A 25,711-nucleotide genomic window follows, 5' to 3' on the forward strand; every position below is an offset into this window, starting at 1 on the left:
ACACCGGCACAAATGGCTAATGAGGATTCGTGGACAGTGCGGTAGCTGGCTCAAATCCTGAGCGAGACTCTAACGAAAGTCTGGGCGGTTTTATGATAGGCATGAACAGCACAGGGCATCATAGACAGCATGGCTTCATGCTGTTGATGGCATGCGTGCTGTCTTTTGCAGCTCTGTTGTTCGCCGTAGACTTCTCCGCACTCAACGAAAAGGCGAGCGACGATACTTCGCGCAGCCTGCCTAAGATGCTTGCGGCCAGACAGGCTGAAAGCGTCCCCACGGCCCCGGTCCGGCAGCAATCGGCACCGGCGTCGCAGCCAATGCGCGCCATCCTCATCGAAGCTATCGCCGCGAAAATCAAGGCAGCTTACCCGCTGGGTGGCGACACGGCCCTGGCCGTTACCGGAACTGGCCTTTCCTTCGCCAATGCGAAATCCGCAGAGGCAGAGCTTGGCTTTCAGCGCTTCACGGCTGCCCAGCAATATTTTGGTTTTGCCCGCGCGCCTCCTGTAGGCGCATAATAGGCACCACCGGCGGACTGGCTTTTCCAGTCCCGAACCCTTTTACGTAAAACAGCGTCATCGGCCCCCGCACAGATTTTGGCTTTCCATGTCGGTCAGCCATTCGGGATTTGAGATGACGCGCAGACCCGGAACCACAATCCATGCGTACTTCGAAATGGGTCGTAGCGCTGTACAGCCTGATCGTCGTGATCGGGCTTATCATCGCCTTGCCCAACTTCTTCACACAAAAACACCTCGATGCGATGCCGTCCTGGTTCCCGAAGCGTCAGGTGACGCTCGGCCTCGACCTGCGCGGCGGTTCGTATCTCGTGCTGGAAGTGGACGCAGCCGGCCTGAAAAAGGACCGCCTGCGTGCGCTGCTGGACGATGCGCGCAGCAAATTGCGCACAGAGCGCATCCAGCCGCAGTCGATCCGCGCCGTGGGCGATGCCGTCATCGTGGCAATCCCCGATGCCGATCAGCGCGCAAAGGCGGAAACGGCGCTTCGCACGCTCATCTCACAGGTCAACACCAGCGGCTTCGGCACGGCGATTAATGATATCGACGTCAATTCGACCGATAATCAGATTCGCCTGACGCTGACCGAAGCGGGCTTCAACTACCGCCTCGATGCAGCGCTGCAGCAGAGCCTTGAAATTATCCGCCAGCGTGTTGACCAGGTCGGTGTTGCCGAACCTTCGATCCAGCGCGTCGGTTCCGACCGTATCGTAGTTCAGCTGCCGGGTCTTCAGGATCCGGCCCAGCTCCGCCAGCTTCTCGGAAGCACGGCGAAGATGAGCTTCCACATGGTTGCTGACGCCAATCCGAATGACACACCGCCTCCGGGCGTGACGATCATGCCGGATTCCAAGGACCCGAATATCAAATATCCGATCGAGGATCAGATCGCACTGTCCGGCGAACGCCTGACCGATGCGCGCGCCGGTTTCGACCAGCGCACCAATGAGCCAATCGTTTCCTTCCGTTTCGACAGCCTTGGCGCGCGTCAGTTCGCCGATATCACCACCAAGAACGTGAACCGTCCTTTCGCCATCGTTCTCGACGGCAAGGTCTTGAGCGCCCCGGTTATTCGTGAGCCGATCACGGGCGGTTCGGGCCAGATCAGCGGCAGCTTCACGGTTCAGGACACGGTCGTTCTCTCCGCGCTTCTGCGCGCTGGCGCCCTGCCCGCACCGCTGACTGTCATCGAAGAACGCACCGTTGGTCCTGACCTTGGCGGCGACGCCATCAAGATGGGCCTGATCACCGGTATCATCGGCTTCGCGCTCGTGGCCGTGTTCATCGTTCTGCTCTACGGCCTCTGGGGTATGATCGCCAATGTGGCGCTTCTTCTGCACACATTGCTGACCTTCTCAGCGCTGAGCCTCATCGGTGCAACACTCACCTTGCCCGGTATCGCAGGTATCATTCTGGGTATCGGTATCGCGGTCGACGCAAATATTCTTATCAACGAACGTATCCGCGAAGAAACGCGCAAGGGTCTCGGCGCCATGGCCGCGCTGGACAAAGGCTTCCACAGCGCCTTTGCAACCATCGTCGACTCCAACGTCACTTCGCTGATTTCGACGCTGCTCCTGTTCATGTTCGGCACGGGCCCGGTTCGCGGCTTTGCCATCACCATGATGCTCGGTATCGCGATTTCGATGTTCACCGACGTGACGCTCGTGCGCATGGCGATGGGCTGGTTCGTGCGCAAGCGCAAGCTGAAGGTTCTGCATATCGAGCCAATCCTGAAGTTCGCGCCGGAAGGCACCAACTACCGCTTCATGAATGCGCGTTTTGTCGGCATCGGCGTGTCCATCGTGCTGTCGATTGCCTCGATCGTGCTGTTCTTCAAGCCGGGCCTGAATTACGGCATCGACTTCAAGGGCGGTATTCAGGCCGAAATCACCACGTCACAGCCAGCCGACCTTGCGCAGCTTCGCGCCAAACTCGGTGCGCTGGAACTCGGTGAAGTTGCGCTTCAGAGCGCAGGCAGCGCCAATGAAGTGCTCATCCGCATCCAGCGTCAGGATGGCGGCGAAGAAGCGCAGACGGTAGCCGTCAACAAGATGCGCGAAGCCGTTACCGAACTCGATCCGGGTGTGAAGATCGAACGGACGGAAGTCGTTGGACCGAAAGTCTCCGGCGAACTGGCCCGTTCAGGCTTCATCGCGGTCGTGCTCTCGGCGCTCGGCATGCTGGTCTATCTCTGGTGGCGGTTCGAGTGGTTCTTCGCGCTTGGTGCGATTATCACGCTCATCCTCGACACCACGAAGATCGTCGGTTTCTTCGCGCTGATGCAGCTCGATTTCAACCTGACGGCTATCGCGGCCCTTCTGACGATCATCGGTTATTCGGTGAACGACAAGGTCGTGGTCTATGACCGTATGCGTGAAAACATGCGCCTCTATAAGTCGAAGCCGCTGCGCGAGATCATCGACATGAGTATCAATCAGGTGCTCGTGCGTTGTATCTACACTTCGGTCGTGACTTTCCTGTGTATGTTCCCGATGGCAGTTTGGGGCGGCAGCGCCGTCCATAATTTCGCCGTGCCGATGCTGTTCGGTATCGTCATTGCGACGTCGTCGTCGATCTTCATCGCAGCGCCTATCCTGCTTCTGCTGGGTGACTGGTGGCAGCACCATAAGGAGGCTCACAAGCCTGCTGAGGAAAAGGCCATCGCGCAGAAGTAATCCAATTGCCGGGCAGGATTTCCGTCCTGCCCGGCTCCCATAATGAACTGAATTCAATAGAGGGAAACGGCACCCTATGCCCCATGACACGCCTTTGATTGCGACAATCGTCATCGGGTTATGCCTTGCCTTCATCTTCGGTGCGATAGCCACCCGCCTCAAGATTTCCCCATTGGTCGGCTACCTTCTGGCTGGCGTTATTGCCGGTCCGCACACGCCGGGTTTTGTTGCCGATCAGGGCCTCATTCTGCAGCTCGCCGAAATCGGCGTCATCCTGCTGATGTTCGGTGTCGGCCTGCATTTTTCTCTGAAAGACCTGCTATCCGTCAAAGCCATCGCCGTTCCGGGCGCATTGGCGCAGATCGCCGCCGCCGCTGCCCTGGGTACCGGGCTTGGACTGGCGCTCGGCTGGGACGTTGAAGCAGGACTGGTCTTCGGCCTTGCCCTTTCCACGGCCAGTACGGTTGTCCTCTTGCGCGCCATGCAGGAGCGCCGCCTCATCGATACCGAACGCGGTCGCATCGCCGTCGGCTGGCTGATCGTTGAAGATCTTGCCATGGTCATGGCGCTGGTTCTGCTGCCAGCCGTTGCCAGCGTTACCGGCCGCGCAACAAGTGCCGCAGCCAGCGACCCGCTTGCCGCATGGCTTGGTCTCGGCATTGGCGGCATCATCCTCCTGACCATCGCCAAAGTGGTTCTGTTCGTCGCCCTGATGCTGGTTGTCGGGCGCAAGGTCATTCCCTGGCTTCTCAACGTCGTTGCACAAACCGGTTCCCGCGAATTGTTTCGCCTTGGCGTTCTGGCCATCGCGCTCGGCGTTGCCTTCGGTGCAGCGCATCTCTTCGGCGTATCCTTCGCGCTTGGCGCTTTCTTCGCCGGAATGGTGATGAGCGAATCCGAACTCAGCCATCGCGCAGCAGAAGAATCCCTGCCATTGCGCGATGCTTTCGCGGTTTTGTTCTTCATCTCGGTCGGCATGTTGTTCGACCCCATGAGCCTGCTGAAAGACCCCCTGCCCCTGCTGGGCACGCTGGCGATCATTCTGATCGGCAAGTCTGTCGCGGCTTTCTTTATCGTGCGGGCTTTCCGCCGCCCGGTCAGCACGGCGCTGACAATTTCCGCAAGTCTGGCGCAGATCGGTGAATTCTCATTCATCCTCGCCGGACTTGGCGTCAGCCTCAATCTGCTGCCGCCAGCTGGGCGCGACCTCATTCTCGCAGGTGCGATCCTGTCGATCTTCCTCAACCCGGTGATGTTCATCGTTGCGGAGCGGATGCGGCCCTGGATCGAAAGGCGCAGCACATCCGAAAGCGGCAACGACAACGCGGACGATACCGCCATCGACGTTTCCGAACCGGAACCATTGCCGCACACACGCCTGACCGGCCACACGATCATTGCCGGCTACGGACATATTGGCAGCAGGCTTGCCAGCAGTTTGCAGGAACGCGCCATGCCGTTCCTCGTCATCGACGATTCGACGAAAATCTGCGCCGCATTGCGGGAAAAAGGCATCGAAGCTATTGCAGGCAATGCCTCTGATACCGAAATATTAAACGCAGCGAATCCGGGGCTTGCGAAAAATCTGGTCATTGCGATTCCGAATGCCTTCGAGGCCGGACGCGCAACTGCTCTGGCCCATGCGGCCAACCCGGATATTCACATCGTTGCCCAGGCCAGTTCGCAGGCCGAAGCACAATATCTGGCCGATCTTGGTGCAACCTCCGTCATTCTTGGCGAAGAAGAGATTGCAAAAGCAATTGCCAAGGCCATCGGTGCAGAGGTTTCAAATACGGGCGGCAATGCTTCCGCCCCGTCGCCACAGCAGCACGCTCAGGCACAGGACGACAGTTCGGTGGTTGCGGCTGATGGCGAAGCACAGGCCATTTAAGGGGAACATAATGAGAGCTGAAGGGGCGGTAATCGGTTAATGAAAGCAAAGGATTATATCTGGCCAGTCATCGGTGTCTGCGCTGTCGGCGTTTCAGCCTGGCTTCTCTATCGTGAACTTCGCAGCATTTCGCTCGACGATGTTCTGGACAGCCTCTACGCCATTCGCACACATCACTGGGTGCTGGCAGCGGCGGCGGCCCTTCTCGCCTATAGCTCACTTGCCGGTTACGACCGGATCGCGCTGCTCCACCTCCGGCGCAAGATTTCCTGGCTTTTCATCGCGCTTTGTTCCTTCACCACCTATGCCCTGTCGCACAATATCGGGGCATCCGTCGTCTCCGGCGCTGTCGTTCGCTACCGAGCCTATTCCTCGCAAGGCATGCCCGGCAGCGAGATTGCCGTCCTCATCGCGTTCTGCTCATTCACATTCATTCTCGGCGTCATCATCACCTCCAGCGTGGTCCTGTTGCTGGAGCCGCATGTTCTCATGCGCTTCAACGAAGACCTGACACCCACCGTTGCCATGGTCATCGCCCTGATCATGCTGGCCTTCGTCCTGCTTTATGTTCTGGGCAGCTGGATGCAATTGCGCCCGCTTCAGATCGGCAAGTTCCGGCTTGAATATCCGCGTATGTCGGTCGTCGTGCAGCAGTTGGTCGTCGCGCCCCTCGAACTGATCGGCGCTGCGGGCATCATCTATTTCGCCTTGCCAGAAGCGGGTAATCCCGGCTTCCTGATTGTACTCGGCATTTTCCTCGTCTCCTTCTCGGCAGCGCTCATCTCGCATGCGCCGGGCGGCCTTGGCGTGCTTGAACTGGTTTTCCTGACCGGCCTTCCCGACATGAACCAGGCCGATGTGCTGGCGGCACTGATCGTGTTCCGCCTGCTCTATCTCCTGATCCCGTTTGCCATGTCGCTGGTGGTCGTGCTGGTTTTCGAGAAGTCGCAGTTCCTGCTGCGCTGGAACGAAAAGCACAACAAGTGACTACCATTCAGGCGGAGAATAATTTTCACTTATCCGCCTGAATTTGAATTCCTTTTCCTTAAAATAGCAGGTTCCAGCGCCTATTTTGGAAACTGCTTCGCAAGACGTATCCAGATCGGGACGAAAAGCGAAACAGTAAAAGCCCTCCCAAGGCTCTGATCTCTGTCTATTCGCAATTGCAGCAAAGCCCTCTGGCGCTTTGGCTGCAATTGCCGGAAAAGGAAACAACGCATGCCTGCGACACTTATCATCCCCGGTTACAAGGGATCGGAAGCAGGCCACTGGCAGCGCCAATGGTTGCATGACGATCCGTCAGCATTACTGGTTGAACAGGACGACTGGCATTATCCAGTGCTATCTGACTGGATGCATGCGCTCGAAGCAAAACTGGCCGAAAATCCCGGTGCGGTTCTGGTGGCCCATAGCCTTGGCTGTGTGCTGGTTGCTCATCTGGCAAGCCGTCCGGCTGCCGCACATGTGGCGGGCGCGCTTCTCGTCGCCCCTGCCGATGCGGAAACCATGGCCTCCAGAGACAGCCGTTTCCAGAGCTTTGCACCGTTGCCGCGCCATGAGTTGGGTTTCCCGTCCATCGTCGTCGCCAGCCGTAACGACGACTATATGCGCTTTGCCAAGGCAGAGGCATTGGCGAATGTCTGGGGTTCAGGCTTTGTCGATATCGGCCATGCCGGTCACATCAATGTTGCAAGCGGCTTCAGCCGCTGGCCGGAAGGCGTCATTCTCGCCTCATCCCTGCAAAGGGAGCCGCAAAAGGCAATCCTCCCCTCCCAAGCTGCCCAACTGGCCGCCTGATCATTTTAACGCCGTGTGACCTTCTAGGCGCACGGCGTTAAGCGTGCTGCTTGCGCTCCAGCAGGAATTTCAGCACTAGCGTCAAAACAGCAATCAATGCGAGTGTAGAAGCCGCGGCGAAGGCGCCCGCAACATTATAGTCATTGAACAGAAGCTCCACCTGCAACGGCAAGGTGTTGGTCTTGCCACGAATGGCCCCGGACACGACAGATGTGGCACCGAACTCACCCATCACGCGCGCATTGCACAAAACGGCACCGTAAAGCAGCGCCCATTTGATGTTCGGCAGCGTGACATAGAAGAAGGTCTGCCAGCCATTGGCGCCGAGCGTCATCGCCGCTTCTTCTTCATCGCTGCCTTGCACTTCCATCAGCGGGATCAATTCACGCGCCACAAAAGGCGACGTGACGAACAGGCTGACCAGGAAGATCGCGGGAACCGTGAACATGATCTTGAGATCATAGCTTTCGAACAACGGTCCGAGCAGGCCCTGCGAGCCATAGAGGAAGAGATAGGTTACGCCCGCGACAATCGGCGAGATCGAGAAGGGAATCTCGACAAAGGTAATCAGCAGCCTGCGCCCCGGAAAACGGAATTTTGTCACCAGCCACGCAACGCACACACCGAACGCCATATTGATCGGCACGACCACGATTGCGACCAGCACCGTCAACCAGATCGCATGCAACGTATCGGGTTTGAGGATTTCGCCAAAGAACGCGCCCACGCCCTTGCTGAATGCATAGGTGAAGATGATCGCCAGCGGTACGCCGATGCACAAGACCGACAGCACGGCGGCAAGCCAGATCAACAGGCTGCGAACCGGCCCCGGCGCGTTGCGTGCCAGATTAGCGCTCTGCATAACGAAGCTGCCTTGCCTGAATGAGGTTGGTGATGAGCAGCATCAGAAATGCTGCAACCAGCATGACAAAAGCCAGCGCCGCGGCGGCCGGATAATCATATTCGTCAAGCCGGATGAAGATCAGAAGCGATGTCACTTCTGTCTCGAATGGCAGATTGCCGGAAATGAAAACAATGGAGCCGAACTCGCCAAGGCTGCGTGCAAAGGACAGCGATGCGCCCGCTAGAAAGGCCGGGAAGATCGTCGGCCAGACGATATAGGCGAAAATCTGCCAGGGCTTCGCGCCAAGGCTACGCGCGGCTTCTTCCACATCGGCATTCATATCTTCCAGCACCGGCTGCACCGTGCGGATGACGAAGGGAATGCTGGTGAAAGCCATAGCGATGGAAATACCGAGCGGCGCATAGGCGACCTTGATACCCAGCGGTTCAAGAAACTGGCCGAACCAGCCGTTTTGCGCAAAAACTGTCACCAGTGCGAGACCGGCGATTGCTGTCGGCAGCGCGAAAGGCAGATCGACGGCGGCATCCATCAGGCGCTTGCCGGGAAACTCATACCGCGCCAGAACCCAGGCCAGCAGCAGGCCGAACAGACCGTTGAACACGGTCGCAAGCGCTGCCGTGCTGAGCGTAACGCGATAGGTGGCCAGTGCGCGGTCAGAGGTGACGATGGACCAGAAGTCGCTCCAGCCAAGGCTTGCGGTTTTCATGATCATGGCGAGCAATGGCAAAGCCACGATGACCGTCAGATAAAACAAGGTGCAGCCGAGGGTCAGACCGAACCCCGGCAGTACCGAATTGCGTTTCATGCTGAGAAGCGACACTGAATTATTCCATATAACGGCAGGAGCGCACGTCGCCGCACGCTCCTTCGGACGGGCTAAATGATCGCTTACTTCTTGGTGAAGAGCTGATCAAGCACGCCGCCTTCGGCAAAATGCTCTTTCTGCAACTTGTCCCAGCCACCGAACACATCCTCGACCGTCACGAGACGCACATCTGGATAGATATCCTTGTGCTTTTCGATGACCGCCTTGTCGTGCACGCGGTTGAAATTCTGAGCGAGAATCTCCTGACCTTCCGGCGCATAGAGATAGTTCAGATAGGCTTCGGCGATCTTGCGCGAGCCACGTTTGTCCACGACCTTGTCGACGACAGTGACCGGGAATTCGGCCAACAGGCTGACCTGCGGAACGACAACGTCATATTTGTCTGCGCCGAGCTGCTTCTGCGTGCCACGGGTTTCGGCCTCGAAAGTGACCAGCACATCGCCGATACCGCGTTCCGCAAAGGTGGTCGTTGCGCCGCGACCGCCGGTGTCGAAGACCGGCACATTCTTGAAGATTTTGCCGACGAATTCGCGCACCTTGGCGTCGTCGTTGTTGAAAGCTTCCTTCGCATAGGCAGTTGCCGCCAGATAGGTATAGCGCGCATTGCCCGAGGTCTTCGGATTCGGGAAGACAACTTTCACATCGTCGCGGGCGAGATCATCCCAGTTCTTGATGTTCTTCGGGTTGCCCGCGCGAACCAGAAATGCCGGGAAGGAATAATAAGGCGACGAATTGTTCGGCAGACGCTTCTGCCAATCAGCCGGGATCAGATTGCCCTTGTCGTGCAGAACCTGCACGTCGGTCACCTGATTGAAGGTCACCACATCGGCTTCAAGACCTTCGAGAATAGAGCGGGCCTGTTTGGAAGAACCGGCATGCGACTGGTTGACGGTCAGCTCTTCACCGGTCTTCGCCTTCCAGTCCGCAATGAACGCCTTGTTGACCTGCTCATAAAGTTCGCGAGCGATATCATAGGAAACGTTCAGGATTTCCTTCGGCTCTTCAGCCTTGACTGGTGCTGCACCCAGTCCGAGCGCCACAGCCGCATAGAGAAAAATTTTCCGCATTAGACACATCCCCACCGCCCTGCACCTGCAAAGCGTTCAAACAGACGATTGAACTTGGAAAGAAAACCTATCGAATGATGGTTCAAAATCAACCTAAATCATTGATTTAAATGAATAAACTACTTTCGAGCAACTCCTTGGAACATGTGCCCAAGCGACATCTGCGAGGTAGAAAAATATTCCTCAAAACATCCGTAATCAGAAATGAGGAGACAAAAAGGCCGGAGACTTTCGCCTCCGGCCCCGATTTTTTTCTGCGTAAAACCTTACCAGAAACCGCGATGCTGCCAGCACCACAGAAAATTATGCTCACTGCGCTCGAGCCGGCTGCGTCGACGCGCTGCGATTTCCTCAGCGCTCAGCTTCATTTCCCGCCACGGCTGCGCCAGAAACGCGGGAATGCCCAAGAAGGCGTTTTTCAGTCCGGTGGTCAGTACCTGCACGTTCCGCATCAAACCAGGCCTCCTGTCCGCGTTATCGCGTCCCCATCTCAGCATTGTTGCCTACTAGGCCCGCCCTGTTTCCAGACACGCTTTCGCCGCAACAATGAACGATGTGTTAATTTTGAAGGCTTCTACGCAGAAGTCAATAACCTACTCATTTTATCGGAGTTAACAGGGTGAAATATTTTGCGAGCGACAGGACGCCGCCCGCAAAATCATACCGCTTTACACTTCGTAGTCGTTGACGGGCTTGATATGGACCTTGTCCACATTGCGCCCCTTCATGGCGTCGATCCTGAATTCGAAGCCGTCTTTGACGAAGCTTTCGCCTCCCAGCGGCAGATGGCCAAGATGCCAGAGCACATAGCCGGCCAGCGTCGTATAGCGGTCGCTATCATCCACCAGATCACGTTCCAACAGACCACTCAGGCGACGAATATCCACAAAGCCATCGACGATATAACCGCCCTGCCCGTCCGATTCGGCGACGGATGCTTCTTCGTCCTCATCGGGAAACTCGCCAGCGATAGCCTCAAGCACGTCCGTTGGCGTGACGACGCCTTCGAATGAGCCATGTTCATCAACGACGACCGCAAGCTGCACCGGCGAAACACGCAGCTGTTCCATCACACGCAGCACATTGGCGCTTTCATGCACAACAAGCGGCTGTTTGACGACCTGATCCCAATTGATGGACTTCTTGTCGGTCATATCGAGCAGCAGATCGCGGACCGAAGCCACGCCGACAAACTCATCGACCTGACGGCGAGCAACCACGACACGCGAATGCGAGAGCTTGCGAATCGCTTCGTGCAGTTCATCTTCGCTTTCATCGATGTCGAGCCATTCGACTTCATTACGCGGCGACATGATCGAACGCACCGGGCGATCCGCCAGATCCAGCACGCCGCGGATCATTTCCTTTTCTTCCGGAAGGAAGACGTCATTGGCGGCGGTCTGCTGCGCAATCACGTCGACGGTGTCCGAAAGCGGGTTCTCGCCACGTCCGCCACCGAGCAGGCGCAGAACCGCGCCCGCCGTCCGCTCGCGCAGATCGTTGGTCGTGACCAGCTTTTCACGATTGCGGCGCGACATCTGATTGGCTGCTTCGATAAGCACCGAGAAGCCGATAGCCGCGTAGAGATAGCCCTTCGGAATATGGAAGCCAAAGCCTTCCACCACGAGGCTGAAACCGATCATCATCAGGAAGCCAAGGCAGAGGATAACCACCGTCGGATGCTTGTTGACGAAGTCCATCAGTGGCTTGGAAGCCAGCATCATGACGCCGATTGCGATAATGACGGCGATCATCATCACGGGCAGATGCTGCACCATACCGACAGCCGTAATCACGCTATCAAGCGAGAAAACCGCGTCGAGCACGACAATCTGGACAATAACCTGCCAGAACACTGCATGGACCACGCGCGAGCTTTTCGCGCCATGCGCGCCTTCCAGGCGTTCATGCAGTTCCATCGTGCCCTTGGCCAGCAGGAACAGACCACCGATCAGCATAATGATATCGCGTCCGGAGAACGACATATCCATCACTTCGATCAAAGGTTCGCGCAGTGTCACGATCCACGAGATCGAGGCAAGCAGGGCAAGGCGCATGAGAAGCGCAAGGGCAAGACCGATGACGCGTGCACGGTTACGCTGATGCGGCGGCAGCTTATCGGCCAGAATGGCGATAAAGACGAGATTGTCGATGCCGAGAACGATCTCAAGCACCACCAATGTCACCAAACCTATCCAGGCATTGGGGTCGGCAATCCAGTCCATGGACCAGTCCATGATATGTCGGCTCCTTTAAAGCACATCCCGAAAGACTATTTCCGGGAGAGATGTGAGAATAAACAGATGCTTAGAGCGCTGTTTTGAATCAAAAAGACAGCACCCCAGGCGGGTCAGAAAGAACGGAATTCAAAGAAACCACCGCAAACGCTTTCAGGCCGGAACGCGAAATTGCGATCCAGCCGAAAAAATTCACAGGCGGCGGAGACAGGCGCTAAGCCTATAAAGCGACAGGTTCCCGCGAGGGAACCGGTACTTCGGTAAGACGAATCGTCAGAACTGTCGTCGGGCATTAAGCGCGATGAACCTTTTGTAGGGCGCTGTATCGGCTTTATCGCCGACCTCGGGCACCAATTGCCATACGAAACATACGATTGTTGTTCGCAATATATTCAGCAGGCTGACAGGCACAATCATACGACCAACTGCCAGCGTTGCCTTATTATGCAGACGATCACCGATCAGGCAAGTGCGTCCGCCTTATTCCCTTATTCGGCGGGCGACACCTGTACGCGCCGCGATTTACGCTCGCGGCGCGGTGGGCGCGCCTTGAAGAAGCGAACGCCGATGACCGTGAAGATCAGCGTCAGCACTGTAATGCCGATAGCGAACCAGAACATGTGATCGCTGTCCATCTTGGCGAAGATGCCCGCGCCACGCCCGGCCAACCAGCCAGGAAGGAACATCAGGGGAGCCCAAACCAGCGCGGACAGCACGTTTGCGGTCTGGAAGCGTGTCTGGTCCATCGACATCATGCCGGCAACCATCGGTACCGTGCAGCGTACAGGCCCGAAAAAACGACCAAGGAAGACGGCGGAAAAGCCATAGCGGCGGAATAGCAGGCGCGCGCGCGCCACGCCGCTGCGATGCTTGTTCAGCGGCCATTTGTGAATGATGTTGCGGCCCAGCCACCAGCCGAGGAAATAGGAGATGATATCGCCAATCACCGCGCCGATGATGGCACCGATGATGACTGGAAGCGGCTCAATGATGCCAGCGCCAACAAGGCCGCCAATGGCAATCATGATCGGGGTGGCTGGAATGAACATTCCGATGATCGCGAGAGATTCGCCGAAGGCAATGACACCAACAATAGGCCCGGCCCATACCCGATGATCGGAAATGAAATGCCCGAGATTGCTGATAATGCTTTCCATGCTTTCCTCAAATGCCGCGAACCGGATCTTGAAGCGATTTACCCGCCTCGGTTTTCTCTGCAAAGGCTATCCGGTGCATGACGCGCCTTGCTCGGATTATAATGCTGTTCGATCAGCACGGGTTTGTGATCAAGATGTGATTACCCGGTGATCAAGACATTTATATGCTCTAACTTCTCAGACAAGCATCAAAAAATGATGACATGGCTGCGACATTTGAAGCGTGAACCTACGCCCCCGAAGCCGTAACCTGCTTCGCCTCCCACACGGACATATCCGCAAGCACGAATCCAGTATTTCGCGAATATGGAGTCGGCCATGCGCGCTTACAACGCTGGAAGCGCAAAAAAATGAATCAAATCAAGAATCTTTTGCTTTCGATTCTTCAGGATTCGCTGGCGTGATCACAACTTTTACGAATGATCGGACGAAATTCCCGACAAAGATGCAAAGCCGGATTTCTCAAAACCCAGCGTTTCCGGGCTTTTGAACAAAGATGTAAGTTTTTTTCGAAAAATTTCGATTGGAGGGTAGACAGCTGGAAAATCGACCGGTATACACCCGCTCACTTCACCGGGGCCGCTGCCTCGGCAAAGCGAGTGGGTGATTAGCTCAGTTGGTAGAGCAGCTGACTCTTAATCAGCGGGTCGTAGGTTCGATCCCTACATCACCCACCATTTTCTCTTCTGAAAACAAACGCTTCCGCTGATTGACCCCGTAAAGATCGGGGCCGAAGTGATCTCAAGATCGCACTGAAAACTTCCATTTCCTCTCCCGTCTGAACATGTCCTTGCCTACAGTCTGCACGCTTGAAAGCGCGCGTCATAGCGCCGGGTTTTCACGATTCTCCTATCGCTGAAATTGCCCTCCCACCGGCAGATCGCCGAGCTCAGCCACGCCAAAGCTGCGGGCACATTACAAATTCATTACATATAATTAATTGGCATATTCATATGCGGTTCATCTAAAAAGAAACACATTACTGGCACGCCAATTGACGGCGCCCCTGTAAAGAGTAATGGAGTTGAACAACCATGAAATATAGAACCGCAATTCTCGCTGTAATCGCATCTACAATGCTTGCCGGGCCTGTATTGGCACAGGACAACAGCAATGCGAATACAACAAAGCCGGCAACGGAAGCGGCTGCTACACAGGATAAGGACGTCAAGACCAGGCGTGGGCCAATCGATCTGGAGAAGTTCTCCCGCATGGAAGAGCTTAAAGCTGCTGACACCAATGGTGACGGCATCCTGTCCCGCGACGAAATTGAAGCGCTGGCGCTCAAGCGTTTCGTAAAGCGTGAGGCCGACCGTCTGGAACGTCGTCTCGACGTCAAGGGTGACGGCAAGATCACCCTGACGAACATCGAGAATCAGCGCAAGAAGGAATTCGCCGCGCTGGACCGGAACGATGACGGTGTCATCGACCGCAAGGAAATGCGCGCCGCCCATATGGGTCGTCACGGCATGGGCCCACACCATGGCCGTCACGGCATGGGGCAGCACCACAAGGGTGGCGACCATAAGGGTCCCATGAAGGACCAAAAAGAAAAGCCTCAGGAATAATACCTGAAACAAAAAAGCCCGGGCGCAATGGCCCGGGCTTTTTTAATGGTCCGCCTTGGACGATCAGGAGCGGATCACGCCCTTCTTGAAAATGATATTGCCGTAAAGCCGACGCTCGCCCGTGCGGATCACAGCGAATGCCTCCGTGGCGCGGTCGTAGAACGCAAAGCGCTCCAACGGATCGACGGCAATCTTGCGGCCCTCGGCCACTTCAATCACCGCTTCGAACTCGCCATAAATGGCTGGCGTATCGTTCGGCGCCTTCATTACAGCGGCGGGCTTGTCGACAAAATCATCGAGCGGCAGAACCGACAATACCGCTTCGGCCATGGCAGTCGCACTGATGCCCGGAAAATCCAGCACTGGCACGCCCGAGGCTTGCGCCGGATAGTTTGCATCCACGATCACGAGATCGTCGCCATGCCCCATATCTGCGAGGATGGAGAGGAGCGAGCCGGTCAGCAAAGGGTTGATGTTTTTCAGCATAGTGTCTGATTCCAGATTTGAGGCATCTTCGATGCGAAAACCTATTCAAACGGCTGCCCATATGCAAACGCCGGCTGCGATGCAGCCGGCGTTTGTTTCAATCATGATCGAAAGAGGGCTTACTCGGCCTTGGCTTCGATATTCACCTTGTCGAGCAGCGACAGAGGGTCCTGAGACGCCGAGATCATCTCTAGCGCGCCAATGCCCTTCTCTGCCTTCGACGTGACCGTCAGCTCGAAGATATTCGGCTTGGCGAGGAAGGTAGAGAATGCGGTTACCGCGTCCTGAAGCTTCGGCTGATCCGTTGCCAGTTCCTGCAGGAATGCGGCGGCGATCATGGAGAAGGTGCTGCGCACCTCGTCTTCCGTCATGTCGTTTTCTTCCGCATAGAGCTTGAGCGCCTTGGCGATCAGGCCCTTTTCCTCAACCTTTACCTTCACTTCGCGGGCCTTGAGGCCAAGAGCGGCAACCTGCGTCATCACCTTGTCGCCCGAGAAGAACTCCTTGGTGAAACCGCCCATCAGGCCGTTGACCGAGACACTGCCCATATCCTTGCCGCTGACGGAAATATCCGAAATGACGAGGTTCTGGTTCGGTTCATCCCAGTTCATGGCCATGTTGGACGAGATCGTCACCTTGTCATAGCCAAGCTTGCGCAACTGGTCGTAAATCTCGTCATTGCCGGATTGCGGCACCGGAAGCGTCATGTCCTCATAAGTCACGCGAATATCGGTCGGAATACCGTTCTGTGGCTTGTTGAGCGCGACTTCGTAGTTCTTCAGAGAGAACTTGATGCGCTCTGGAACCGTCGGAGCCTTGGCTTCTTCAGCAGGCTCTGGCTGTGCCTCTTCGGTCGCTTCCGGCTGAGCATCTTCACCTTCGGTCGCAGGCTCTTCGGTCGAATCCTGCGGGGCACCCGCAATATCGACGCCCTGATCATCCGTAGCGACTGCGGCATCATCGCCCCCCGCATCGACCGTTTCCTGATCGCCGGCATCATCTGTGGTTTCGTCGTTGCCGGTCACTTCATTAACGACTTCCGGCTCGTAAGGCAGATCGGCGTCGACACCCGCAATACGCATGGTACCAAATTCAGGCAGCAGCGTTGTGAAGGGGAAATTCACCGCTTCTTCATCGCTAAGCGCAGCGAGCTTCTTCAAAGCTTCGGCGGTCGGGGCCCAGGAGAAGCCCTGCATCGAAGCTTCATCGACCTTCACGTGATCCGTGCCATCGCCGATGTTGATGCCTTTGACGGTAGCGTCAATCTTGCTGTTATCGAAAGCAATCGAAATCTGCGCGATATCGCCCTTGCCCTTGGTGGTATCGGACGGCTCAATCTTGAGGCCGAGCAACTCCATGTCGCCCTTGCCGATCGTATCGACAATCGACAGCAGGCGCAGGAAGAATTCACGCTGTTCGGCTGGCGTCAGATCTTCCGGGTTCTTGACCGCCTCGATCTGCTGAACCATGTCCAGCAGCGGCTCGGCAGGCATGCGCATGCTGAAGCCATTGCTGCGAATCTCGTCATAGCTGAAGTTCACTTCACGGCTCTTCATGACGATATTCTTGGCCGAGAACGGACCATAGACCGGCTTGGCGTCTTTATCGTCCGGGCCGGCTTTATCCGTGTAGAGACGGGCCAGATAAACGGCGTCGATGTCTTTGCCTTCAGTCAGGCCCATCGAGCCCTGCATCTGGTCGCGGACTGGTTCGCCCTCTTCCTTGGGCACTTCAAACGCAAATTCAAACGTCGTGCCTGCAGCGGAAAAGCGGGCGACGTGACCCTGCTTGATGTCTTCGAGCTTCACGTCCTTGTAGGAGACTTTCTGCTCGTTGCCCGCAATGGTCTGAACCAAATTGATTTCCGGTGCAACGACGCTCTTGGCCGAGAAGCGGCCAACGCGCTCAGGCACGGTCAACTGGCTGTTGCCAAAGGTTTCGCGCAATGTCGAAATATCGAAATTCGCATCGTCGATCTTCACATGGGGAATGGAGATCTTGTAATTGGCGACTTGCGTGTTGATGTCGGACGCATCGAGCATACCTGTCAGAAACAGGAACTTCGGACGACCTTCAATCGAGCCGATGCGCACTTCAGAGCCGTTCTTGAGCGGCATCGTCACATCGCGCAGATGAATGCGCCCGAAGAAATCGGCCTCTACTGAACCGGCCTTGCCGCCGCGCTTTTCCAGTTGTGACGTGATGGTGTTCTGAAGCGTGATCTTGTATCCGGTCAGACCAGCGGCAGCTATTGCGATGACCGCAACGGCTGCCCAAAGCGCCTTGCGTCCACCCTTGCCGGTCCCGTTCTTTGCCTGCTCCACGATATTCGTCCTTTCAGCGCAATTGAAACGGTAGTTGTGTCAGCCGCTATCGCCTTGGGATCGTACAACCAGACGAAAGTCGTGGTTTGCTGAAACACGGCTAAAACAACGGTTTAGAGCATCGTCTAACTACCTGTAATTGTGCGCGCAAGCAGGAACGGCAGTTGTTGCCTGATTTTTCGGCATACCCCCAATTAAATGCGTAGTTTTTTAGTAGATCGCGCTAGAAACACCACAGTAATTCACATCAGAGCGGCGCTTGCGGGTGCGGCGAACCATCGTACGCCCCCCAGATCGACTGATCGAAATTGACAATAGCTCCGGTCATCAGTCCCGATTCTTCCGATGCAAGAAAAGCAATTGCGCGCGCAACTTCCGCAGGATCGATCAAGCGCCCGAACGGTTGTGCCTTCGCGGCGTCATCAAGCCAGTTGGCGGGAGCACCATGAAACTCGCGCTGGATACGGTCTTCTCCGTCCGACGCCATCCAGCCAATATTCAGGCAGTTGACGCGGATGCGATTGCGCAGGACCGAATAGGCAACGTTGCGGGTCAACGTGTCGACTGCGCCCTTGGACGCGCAATAAGCCGCGATGAACGGCTGGCCGCCCATCGACGACATGGAGGATATGTTGACGATAGCCCCCTCCACGGCGTCGCGACGGAAAAGCTTGATGGCTTCCTGAATCAGAAAGAAAGGCGCTCTGGTATTCACCGCAAACAACCGGTCGAAAAGTTCTGGCGAGGTATCCAGAATGGTTCCACGGTCGGTCAACCCGGCCGCATTGACCAGAATATCGAGACGCCCGAAAGCCCGGTCGGCTTCGGCGATGATCTTTCTGCAATCCTCAACTTTCTCCAGATCGGCCTGAACGAAAACCGCTCGCGTGCCGGTTTTCTCAAGCAGATCGACCTGCGCCCGCCCCTTTTCGGCCGAGCGTCCGCAAATGACCAGACCGGCTGCACCTCGCTCGGCAAACAGCTTTGCTGTGGCCGCACCCAATCCTTGCGTGCTGCCGGTGATGACAGCAACCTTGCCTTTCAACTGCTCGCTCATTGCAAACTCCGAGACCTGATCAAACTCTGCCGCCCAGTTCAGCTGACAGATCGGACAATTCCTGACCGCCAGCCATCAGGCTCTGTAATTCATCCATATCGACTTCACTCTTGGTGCGGGTGCCCAGCGTCACACCGCGATTGAGCACAGTGAACTTGTCGCCCACCGCATGGGCATGGCGGACATTGTGGGTGACGAAAATCACGCCCAGACCCCGTGCACGCACCTGATTGATGTATTTAAGCACCATCGCGGTCTGGCGGACGCCAAGCGCGGAGGTCGGCTCGTCGAGGATCAATATCTTCGCCCCGAAATAAACCGCGCGGGCAATGGCCACACATTGCCGTTCGCCACCGGACAGTGTGCCGACGGCCTGCTGCGGATCGCGTACATCAATGCCGATCCGGCGCATTTCCTCGCGGGTTACGTCTTCGGCAAACTGCGTGTCGAACCAGCGCAGCGGCCCTATCCCTTTGGTCGGTTCGCGACCCAGAAAGAAGTTCCGCATCACCGACATGAGCGGGATCATCGCCAGATCCTGATAGACCGTCGCAATACCATGGTCGAGCGCATCGCGCGGGCTGTTGAATACGACCTGTTTGCCTTCGACAAAGAAGTCACCGCTCGTCGGTTTATGCACACCGGACAAGGTCTTGATGAGCGTCGATTTACCCGCGCCATTATCACCGAGCAGGCAATGAACCTGTCCGGGTTCGACGCTCAGCGAAACGCCATTCAATGCAATAACCGGCCCGAAATGTTTGACAAGATTACGGATTTCAATCGTTGGCGTCGTTGTCATTGTCATGGCAACCTCCCGGCTTAGAGCGGTTCCGATTAATACGAAATCGCGGAACCGCTCTATCTATTTGTTTTTACGCATTATCCTTCGCAAAACCGCTACGCACTTTTGCTGGAAATGCTTTAACGCTCGCCCGTGGCGCGCTTGCGAATGAAATTATTGAAGAGAACGGCGATCAGCAGCATTCCGCCGAGGAAGACGAGATACCAGTCCTGATCGATCTGTGTGTAGGTCAGGCCAATCAGCACCATGCCGAAAATGATCGCGCCAAAGAAAGCACCGATGGCCGAGCCGTAACCACCCGTCAGCAGGCACCCGCCGATCACAGCTGCAATGATGGCTTCGAACTCCTTCTGGAAGCCGCGCCGCGCATCGGTCGATCCGGCATCAAGTACGGTGAGAATGGCGACCAGCGCTGCGGCCATGGCCGTGCACATGAAAAGTGTGGTCTTGACGCGACGCACTGGAACGCCGGAATTGCGCGCCGCCAGAGCATCGCCACCCGCCGCAAAAATCCAGTTGCCGAAGCGAGTGCGCACCAGAACATAGGTGGCGATCAGCGCCACACCGGCGAACCATAAGACTTCAACCGGAACGCCTTTTACGGTTGGTTCGCCATTCGGAAATTTGGCGATCAGGTCATGCTCAGCCATCCAGGCGAACAACCCTTGGAACGCATCACCGGAAAACAAACCGGCAATCATGCTGTTGCCGACAGCTTCCTTGACGCCGCGAAGCTGCGTTGCGCCGCCGGTTGCCCATTTGAGACCAACCAGCGACAGGCCGCGCAGGATAAACAGAAAAGCCAGCGTCACGATGAAGGACGGCAACCCCGTCCTGATGACGATCTGGGCATTGATCACGCCGACCAGCGCCGCAAAGACAAGTGTAAGAATAATCGCCACCACAAGCGGCACCTGCCAGACGACAAGTGCTGCGGCAAAAATCAGGCCCGCAAAAGCCACCATCGAGCCGATGGAAAGATCAAACTCGCCACCAATCATCAAAAGCGCGGCGGCAACCGCGAGAATGCCCAGCTGCGATGCAGGCGCCATGAAATTCATGATGCCCGCAGCCGTGAACATTGCCGGATTGGCCGTGGTCAGGAAGAAAGCCGTGATAAGAATAAGCCCGGAAACGGCGCCAAGTTCAGGTCGACTCAAGAGCCGCTGGATCGGACTTGCCGTTTTCAGCCGTTCGTCTCGTTGCTCCGCAATCGTCGCGGGCTTCGGTTCGGACATTGGTTCACTCATGATTTTCTCCTGAAGCCGTCTCGCAGCTGCTCCATGCGCAGCCGTCGAGCTTCGGGTGCAACCACCCGTTCCCGCCCATCGCAATGGGCGGGTGCTGCAATAAGCTATTTAGAACCGGAGGAGATTTTGGGTCTGGCGAGCCGAAAATGGTGCGGTTTGAGAACCGGAGCGCAGTGTACTTTTGGGTACATCAGCACCGGAAGCGCAAAACAGTGCCATTTGCAGGCCGCCAGAGCCGAAATATTGCCGGTTCTAGCGGATGCCCTTGGCGGACAACTCCACAACCTGCTTGGCCTTGTCCTTGGTAATCAGGTTCGGACCGGAAGGCACATTGCCGCCGGGCATCAGGCCGTATTTGGCATTGAGGGCAAGGAACGAGACCGGCAGATAGCCTTGCAGGAACTGCTGCTGGTCGATGGCAAAGTCTGCCTTGCCGTTCTCGACTGCCTCAAGGAAACCCGGAGACATATCGAAGGTTGCGACGTGGATACCGCTGCGTCCGCTTTCCGCTGCCGCCTTCACAGCAGGCTCACCAGCGAGCGTGGCATTGAGTGTCAGGATCGTATCAATCGCCGTATCCGAGGCAAGTGCTGCACGCACCTTGGCTTCGTTTTCTGCCGGATCGGTCGAGGTCGGCAGAACGGTTACGTCACCGAAGCCTTCCTTGAAACCGGCGCACCGCTGATCAAGCGAGACATTGCCCACTTCCTGATTGACGCAGATACCCTTCTTGCCGCCAGCCTTTTTCAAGGCTTCACCGGCAGCTTTACCGGCATCCGCCTCATCCTGACCGACATGCAGCAGCGCGCCGAGCTTCTTGGAAGCGTCGGAGCCGGAATTCATAGAAATGACCGGAATACCCGCCGCGACGGCGCGCTCAATCGACGGTCCGAGCGCATCGGCGTCCGGGATCGATACAACAATGCCCTGCGGCTTCTGGTTGATGGCCGCATCGATAAGCTGCGCCATCTGTACCATGTCGAAGGTTTCCGGCGCACGATAATCAACCTTGGCACCGGTATCCTTCGCGGCTTCCGCCACACCGTTCTTCACAACGGACCAGAACGGATCCGATGCCTGACCGTGGCTGACGACAACAATGTTGATGTCAGCCGCATGCGCAGCGAATGATGCAGCCATCAGGGCTACGCCAGCGACTGCCGATTTCAAAAGAGATTTCATGTTCACTCCTCCCATTGCCCGACGCTCCCCGCCGGTTTTCTCGATTTTCAGCCTTGCCGGTAGCGTTACGGTGACTTCCTCCAAGCCATGACCCGCAATGCAAACCGACTTCGGCTACTCAATAGAATGAAACAATCATTAGAAAATTCTCGTGGAATTATAATTCCATTTCTGCTAGCTCATGTCAATCGCATAAGCTCTCCCCGAACGGCATATTTTCCGGCTGGATTATGTGTGTTGCGGGTGCGGCTTTGCCAGCATGTACAATGTCAGCACTTGGGAGGAAGGCATGGCAGTCGTTACAGGTCTGATCGGGTCCGGCTTTATGGGCAAGACCCATGCGCTGGCACTGGCCAACGTCAATCGCATCTTCGATCTGCCTGTGCAGGTCGAGTTGCACACACTGGCAGACATTGATGAAACAACGGCGCAGAGAGCTGCAAAACAGCTGGGCTTTGCCCGCGCGACCGACAACTGGCGCGACCTGATAGCCAACCCGGCAATCAATCTCATTGATATCACCACGCCCAATCGCTTTCACAAGGAGATGGCTCTGGCAGCGATCGATGCAGGCAAGCATGTTTATTGCGAAAAGCCTCTCGCCCCCAGCGCAGCCGATTGTCTGGAGATGACGCTGGCAGCGGAGAAGAAAGGCATTCAGACAGCCGTTGGATTCAATTATCTCAAGAACCCGATGATCCGGCTGGCGAAAGACATTATAGACAGCGGTGAAATTGGAGAGGTCCGGAACTTTCGCGGCATCCACGCGGAAGATTTCATGGCCGATGCGCGCATCCCATGGACGTGGCGGCTGGACCCGGCTGGCGGTGGCGGCGCACTTGCCGATATTGGCAGCCACATTATCGCTGCTGCGCGTTATCTGGTCGGGCCGATTGCCGAAGTCATGGGCAAGACTGTGACTGCCATCCGCGAGCGCCCGGATAGTGCCAATCCTTCACAGAACAAGCCGGTTGAAGTGGACGATGTCTGTCACGCCATGGTCAGCTTTGCCAATGGTGCGACCGGGACACTGGAAGCAAGTTGGATAGCCAGCGGGCGCAAAATGCAGCACGACTTTGAAATTTCCGGTTCCAAAGGCGCGATCTTCTTCTCGCAGGAGCGTTTCAACGAGCTGGACCTGTTTCTCTATGCCGACAAAAAGGGCCAGCAGGGCTTCCGCAAAATTTTCGCTGGTCCTGACCACGAACCCTATGGTTCGTTCTGCGTAGCGGCGGGACACCAGATCGGGTTCAATGATCTCAAAACCATTGAAGTGCGCGATTTCTTGCTGGCCGTTGCGGGCCATAAAACCGGCCACGCCGATTTCCGCGAGGGTTATGAGGTGCAAAAGACGCTGGAAACGATCTACGCCTCAGCGCAGGAACGCCAGTGGCACACTGTTTAGGCGCGGGATTTCGGCTGCACGATGAACTGGCCGTCGAGGTGCAGGATATGCGCCTCAATCCCATAGATCTGCCGTAGTCGCTCCGGGGTCAGCACATCCTGCGGCGGGCCATCCGCCGCAAGACAGCCCTTATCCAGAATGATCAGCCGCGTGCAATATTGCGCTGCCAGACTTAGCTCATGCAGCGACGCAATCACCGTCCGACCTTCATGCGCAAGGGCTGCAAAATTTTCCATCAAGGCCAGTTGATGCGACGGGTCGAGCCCGGCCACAGGCTCATCGGCGAGAATGAGCGGCGTATCCTGCGCCAGAACACGAGCTATCAGCACCCGCGCCAATTCACCGCCGGAAAGCGCATTGGCTGGACGTTCCGCAAATGCCTCAACATCCATGCGCTGCATTGCCGAGCGGATCAGCGCCTCGTCTCCAGCGTCCAGTGAAGCAAAGCTTGGTTTCAGCGCAGAACGTCCCAATGAAACCAGCATATGGGAGGAAACAGGCCAGGCGACATCGCGCTCCTGCGGCAGATAGGCAACCGCGCGGGCTTTGTCGCGCGCATTGAGATTACCTATCGCCTGACCATCCAGCGAAACTGTGCCGTCCGCCCGGACAAGGCCGAGCATTGCTTTCAAAAGCGTGGTTTTGCCCGCACCATTGGGACCGATCAGACCGATGAACTCGCCCGCCCCCGCATCGAAGCCAACCCGATCCAGCACGGTTTTCCCGCCCAGCGATACGCTGATATTTTGAGCCGAGAGCGCCGTCATACGAGTTGCCTGCGATATTTGAACACCAGCCACAGGAAGAATGGCGCGCCGATCAAGGCCGTCACGACACCAAGCTTCAGTTCCCGCCCCGGCATGGCGACCCGCACCAGAACATCGGCAGCAAGCAGCAAAGCAGCGCCGCCCAAGCTACTCGCGACAAGCAGCCGGGATGGCCGTGCGCCAACCAGCGGTCGCAGCAAATGCGGCACGACAAGGCCGACAAAGCCGATAGCACCGGCCACCGCAGTTGACGCCCCGACGCAAAGTGCCGTACCCAATACGGCCAGAAGCTGCACACGCGCCAGACTGACGCCCATGCTTGCCGCGGCGTCCGCTCCGAGCGTCAGGCTATCGAGCGAGCGCCCAAGCGACAGCAGCATAATCCAGCCGACGAGGATGAACGGAACCACGAGCATCACATGGGTCATCGAACGGTCCGCCAATGAGCCGAGCATCCAGAACACGATTTCCATGGCCGCGAAGGGATTGGGCGACAGGTTGAGCGCCAGAGCGGTCAGCGCTCCGGCAAGGCTGGTCACAGCGACACCAGCCAGAATGACCGCCAGCGTTCCGGCATTGCGCCCGGCCAGAAGCTTGACGAGAAACACTGACGCAAATGCACCGGCCAGCGCCAGCAAAGGCAAGGCCAAGGGAAACAGCAGCGACAGTCCGGTGTAAATGGCGATGACTGCGCCAAACGAAGCCGAAGCACTGACGCCGAGCAATCCCGGTTCTGCCAGAGGGTTTCGCAGATAGCCCTGAAGTGCCGCCCCTGACAGGCCGAGCGATGCCCCGATCAGCAGCGCCAGCAAGGCGCGCGGCAGACGGATTTCGCGCATGACCAGCACGATGGCATCGCCCTCGCCGCTGAACAGCGCCCGAAGACTGTCGCTCACGCCGATATTGGCTGGCCCGGTCAGCAGCGACCATGCGAAGAGGGCTGCGACGAGCAGGGCAAGGCCGACAAGCAAAAGAACGAAACGAGCATTTTCAGTCACGCGCCGCCTCGCTAAGTTTTGCCACCGCTTCAACGCTGAACGGCCCGCCGCAAACGGTCAGATTATCGGGAAGCGTCATTGCTTTTGCCTCGCGTTCTATCGCGCGCAAGGCCGGGTGCTGGAAGTTTTGGAATGCGAGCGCCGGTGCACGCTCATTCGCGCTGAGGACCAGCATATCCGGCTTTTCCATCACCAGCATTTCCAGAGGCAGCGCCGCAGGGCCGTTCACGCCAGCCCGGTCGGCGATATTGTCCAGCCCGGCAAGCTTGACCGCCTCGTCAATCAGCGTGCCGCGTCCGGATGTGTAACTATTGGCGAAATAAAGCGCGACAGTCTTGCGATGCTGCGGCTTTTCAACTGCTGCAAGCCCTGCCCGCATGGAGGCGACCTGCGCATCCGCTTGCTCTTCGCGCCCGAGCAACGCGCCCATGCGTTGCAGATGTGTTTCGATATCATCAAAAGAGCGGGCGGGCGCGAACTGTTCCACGCGCAAGCCAAGCCTGCGCAGGAGATCGACCGTCACCTGCGATGAAAACGTGCCCGCCAGCACAAGATCGGGCTTCATGAGGAAAACCTCTTCCGCCTGCGCATGATTGATCGGCAGTTGCGCCGCCTGCCCAGCCAGCACAGAAAGCTGCGGATCGCGGGAAAGATAGGAAACGGAGTGCACCTGCCCCGGCGCAGCGAGCAGCATAGCCAGTTGATCGGTGCAGACATTGATCGACACCACGCGCTGCGGTGGTGCTGCCTCGGCAGATGAAAGAGCGACCGAAACCGTGGCTGCCAGCGCCAGAAGCCAGTTTCTGCCAAGGATCATCGCTCTCGTCATC

Annotated in this window: 22 protein-coding genes and 1 tRNA gene; 8 read left to right on the top strand and 15 right to left on the bottom strand. The window is 57.0% G+C overall.

Features of this window, described 5'->3' with window-relative positions:
- Positions 1–92: 92 nt before the first annotated feature.
- The 5 genes from QBD01_RS20630 to QBD01_RS20650 all read left to right on the top strand — a co-directional run bounded on the left by QBD01_RS20630 (position 93) and on the right by QBD01_RS20650 (position 6,887).
- Positions 93–521 (top strand): hypothetical protein, encoded by a 429-nt coding sequence (locus tag QBD01_RS20630; protein ID WP_392391454.1) that lies wholly within the window; start codon positions 93–95, stop codon positions 519–521.
- Positions 522–664: 143 nt separating this feature from the next.
- Entirely contained in the window at positions 665–3,199 is a 2,535-nt protein-coding gene (secD, locus tag QBD01_RS20635) for a protein translocase subunit SecD (RefSeq protein ID WP_280994327.1), read from the top strand.
- A 76-nt stretch (positions 3,200–3,275) separates the two neighbouring features.
- The gene (gene ybaL, locus QBD01_RS20640; RefSeq protein ID WP_280994328.1) at positions 3,276–5,090 is read left to right on the top strand and encodes a YbaL family putative K(+) efflux transporter; all 1,815 of its coding nucleotides are present in this window, start codon (positions 3,276–3,278) and stop codon (positions 5,088–5,090) included.
- 39 nt (positions 5,091–5,129) lie between these two features.
- Complete coding sequence (locus QBD01_RS20645; RefSeq protein ID WP_182521114.1) at positions 5,130–6,077, top strand: lysylphosphatidylglycerol synthase domain-containing protein; 948 nt, start codon at positions 5,130–5,132, stop codon at positions 6,075–6,077.
- Between the two features lie 231 nt (positions 6,078–6,308).
- Complete coding sequence (locus QBD01_RS20650; RefSeq protein ID WP_280994329.1) at positions 6,309–6,887, top strand: alpha/beta hydrolase; 579 nt, start codon at positions 6,309–6,311, stop codon at positions 6,885–6,887.
- Positions 6,888–6,924: 37 nt separating this feature from the next.
- Here the strand turns inward: QBD01_RS20650 and cysW are convergent, their stop codons facing one another.
- The 6 genes from cysW to QBD01_RS20680 all read right to left on the bottom strand — a co-directional run bounded on the left by cysW (position 6,925) and on the right by QBD01_RS20680 (position 13,039).
- Positions 6,925–7,749: a sulfate ABC transporter permease subunit CysW gene (gene cysW / locus QBD01_RS20655; RefSeq protein WP_280994330.1), complete on the bottom strand. Its 825-nt coding sequence runs from the start codon at positions 7,747–7,749 to the stop codon at positions 6,925–6,927.
- Positions 7,736–8,557, bottom strand: a complete 822-nt coding sequence (gene cysT, locus QBD01_RS20660) for a sulfate ABC transporter permease subunit CysT (RefSeq protein WP_182521194.1) — start codon at positions 8,555–8,557, stop codon at positions 7,736–7,738. The genes cysW and cysT overlap by 14 nt, the downstream gene beginning before the upstream one ends.
- Before the next feature lie 83 nt (positions 8,558–8,640).
- Positions 8,641–9,645, bottom strand: a complete 1,005-nt coding sequence (locus tag QBD01_RS20665; RefSeq protein ID WP_078339337.1) for a sulfate ABC transporter substrate-binding protein — start codon at positions 9,643–9,645, stop codon at positions 8,641–8,643.
- 266 nt (positions 9,646–9,911) lie between these two features.
- Positions 9,912–10,097: a hypothetical protein gene (locus tag QBD01_RS20670; RefSeq protein WP_182521110.1), complete on the bottom strand. Its 186-nt coding sequence runs from the start codon at positions 10,095–10,097 to the stop codon at positions 9,912–9,914.
- 216 nt (positions 10,098–10,313) lie between these two features.
- A complete protein-coding gene (locus QBD01_RS20675; protein ID WP_280994331.1) occupies positions 10,314–11,882 on the bottom strand; it encodes a TerC family protein in 1,569 nt (522 codons plus the stop codon).
- A 488-nt stretch (positions 11,883–12,370) separates the two neighbouring features.
- The gene (locus QBD01_RS20680; RefSeq protein ID WP_078339340.1) at positions 12,371–13,039 is read right to left on the bottom strand and encodes a DedA family protein; all 669 of its coding nucleotides are present in this window, start codon (positions 13,037–13,039) and stop codon (positions 12,371–12,373) included.
- A 601-nt stretch (positions 13,040–13,640) separates the two neighbouring features.
- Between QBD01_RS20680 and QBD01_RS20685 the strand changes: the two genes are divergently transcribed.
- Positions 13,641–13,716, top strand: a tRNA-Lys gene (locus QBD01_RS20685).
- Between the two features lie 357 nt (positions 13,717–14,073).
- Entirely contained in the window at positions 14,074–14,607 is a 534-nt protein-coding gene (locus QBD01_RS20690) for a calcium-binding protein (protein ID WP_280994332.1), read from the top strand.
- Positions 14,608–14,670: 63 nt separating this feature from the next.
- Here the strand turns inward: QBD01_RS20690 and QBD01_RS20695 are convergent, their stop codons facing one another.
- From QBD01_RS20695 to QBD01_RS20720, 6 genes are all read right to left on the bottom strand, one after another.
- Positions 14,671–15,093, bottom strand: coding sequence for an RbsD/FucU family protein (locus QBD01_RS20695; protein WP_280994333.1), 423 nt, complete (start codon positions 15,091–15,093; stop codon positions 14,671–14,673).
- 119 nt (positions 15,094–15,212) lie between these two features.
- Positions 15,213–17,417: a hypothetical protein gene (locus QBD01_RS20700; protein ID WP_280994334.1), complete on the bottom strand. Its 2,205-nt coding sequence runs from the start codon at positions 17,415–17,417 to the stop codon at positions 15,213–15,215.
- A 247-nt stretch (positions 17,418–17,664) separates the two neighbouring features.
- Positions 17,665–18,474, bottom strand: coding sequence for an SDR family oxidoreductase (locus tag QBD01_RS20705; RefSeq protein ID WP_280994335.1), 810 nt, complete (start codon positions 18,472–18,474; stop codon positions 17,665–17,667).
- A 19-nt stretch (positions 18,475–18,493) separates the two neighbouring features.
- Positions 18,494–19,282 (bottom strand): ATP-binding cassette domain-containing protein, encoded by a 789-nt coding sequence (locus tag QBD01_RS20710; RefSeq protein ID WP_280994336.1) that lies wholly within the window; start codon positions 19,280–19,282, stop codon positions 18,494–18,496.
- Between the two features lie 116 nt (positions 19,283–19,398).
- On the bottom strand, positions 19,399–20,529 hold the full coding sequence (locus QBD01_RS20715) for an ABC transporter permease (RefSeq protein WP_078339346.1): 1,131 nt from the start codon (positions 20,527–20,529) through the stop codon (positions 19,399–19,401).
- Positions 20,530–20,781: 252 nt separating this feature from the next.
- Positions 20,782–21,711: a sugar ABC transporter substrate-binding protein gene (locus QBD01_RS20720; RefSeq protein WP_280994337.1), complete on the bottom strand. Its 930-nt coding sequence runs from the start codon at positions 21,709–21,711 to the stop codon at positions 20,782–20,784.
- Between the two features lie 289 nt (positions 21,712–22,000).
- Between QBD01_RS20720 and QBD01_RS20725 the strand changes: the two genes are divergently transcribed.
- Positions 22,001–23,116: a Gfo/Idh/MocA family oxidoreductase gene (locus QBD01_RS20725; protein WP_280994338.1), complete on the top strand. Its 1,116-nt coding sequence runs from the start codon at positions 22,001–22,003 to the stop codon at positions 23,114–23,116.
- Here the strand turns inward: QBD01_RS20725 and QBD01_RS20730 are convergent.
- The 3 genes from QBD01_RS20730 to QBD01_RS20740 are packed head-to-tail and all read right to left on the bottom strand — an operon-like array spanning position 23,113 to position 25,710.
- A complete protein-coding gene (locus QBD01_RS20730) occupies positions 23,113–23,883 on the bottom strand; it encodes an ABC transporter ATP-binding protein (protein WP_280994339.1) in 771 nt (256 codons plus the stop codon). The genes QBD01_RS20725 and QBD01_RS20730 overlap by 4 nt on opposite strands.
- On the bottom strand, positions 23,880–24,881 hold the full coding sequence (locus QBD01_RS20735; RefSeq protein WP_280994340.1) for an iron ABC transporter permease: 1,002 nt from the start codon (positions 24,879–24,881) through the stop codon (positions 23,880–23,882). Before QBD01_RS20735 ends, QBD01_RS20730 begins: the two co-directional genes overlap by 4 nt.
- Positions 24,874–25,710 (bottom strand): ABC transporter substrate-binding protein, encoded by an 837-nt coding sequence (locus tag QBD01_RS20740; protein ID WP_280994341.1) that lies wholly within the window; start codon positions 25,708–25,710, stop codon positions 24,874–24,876. The genes QBD01_RS20735 and QBD01_RS20740 overlap by 8 nt, the downstream gene beginning before the upstream one ends.
- Position 25,711 lies beyond the last annotated feature (1 nt).

It is taken from the genome of Ochrobactrum sp. 19YEA23 (assembly GCF_029909865.1).
Classification (GTDB): domain Bacteria; phylum Pseudomonadota; class Alphaproteobacteria; order Rhizobiales; family Rhizobiaceae; genus Brucella; species Brucella gambitense.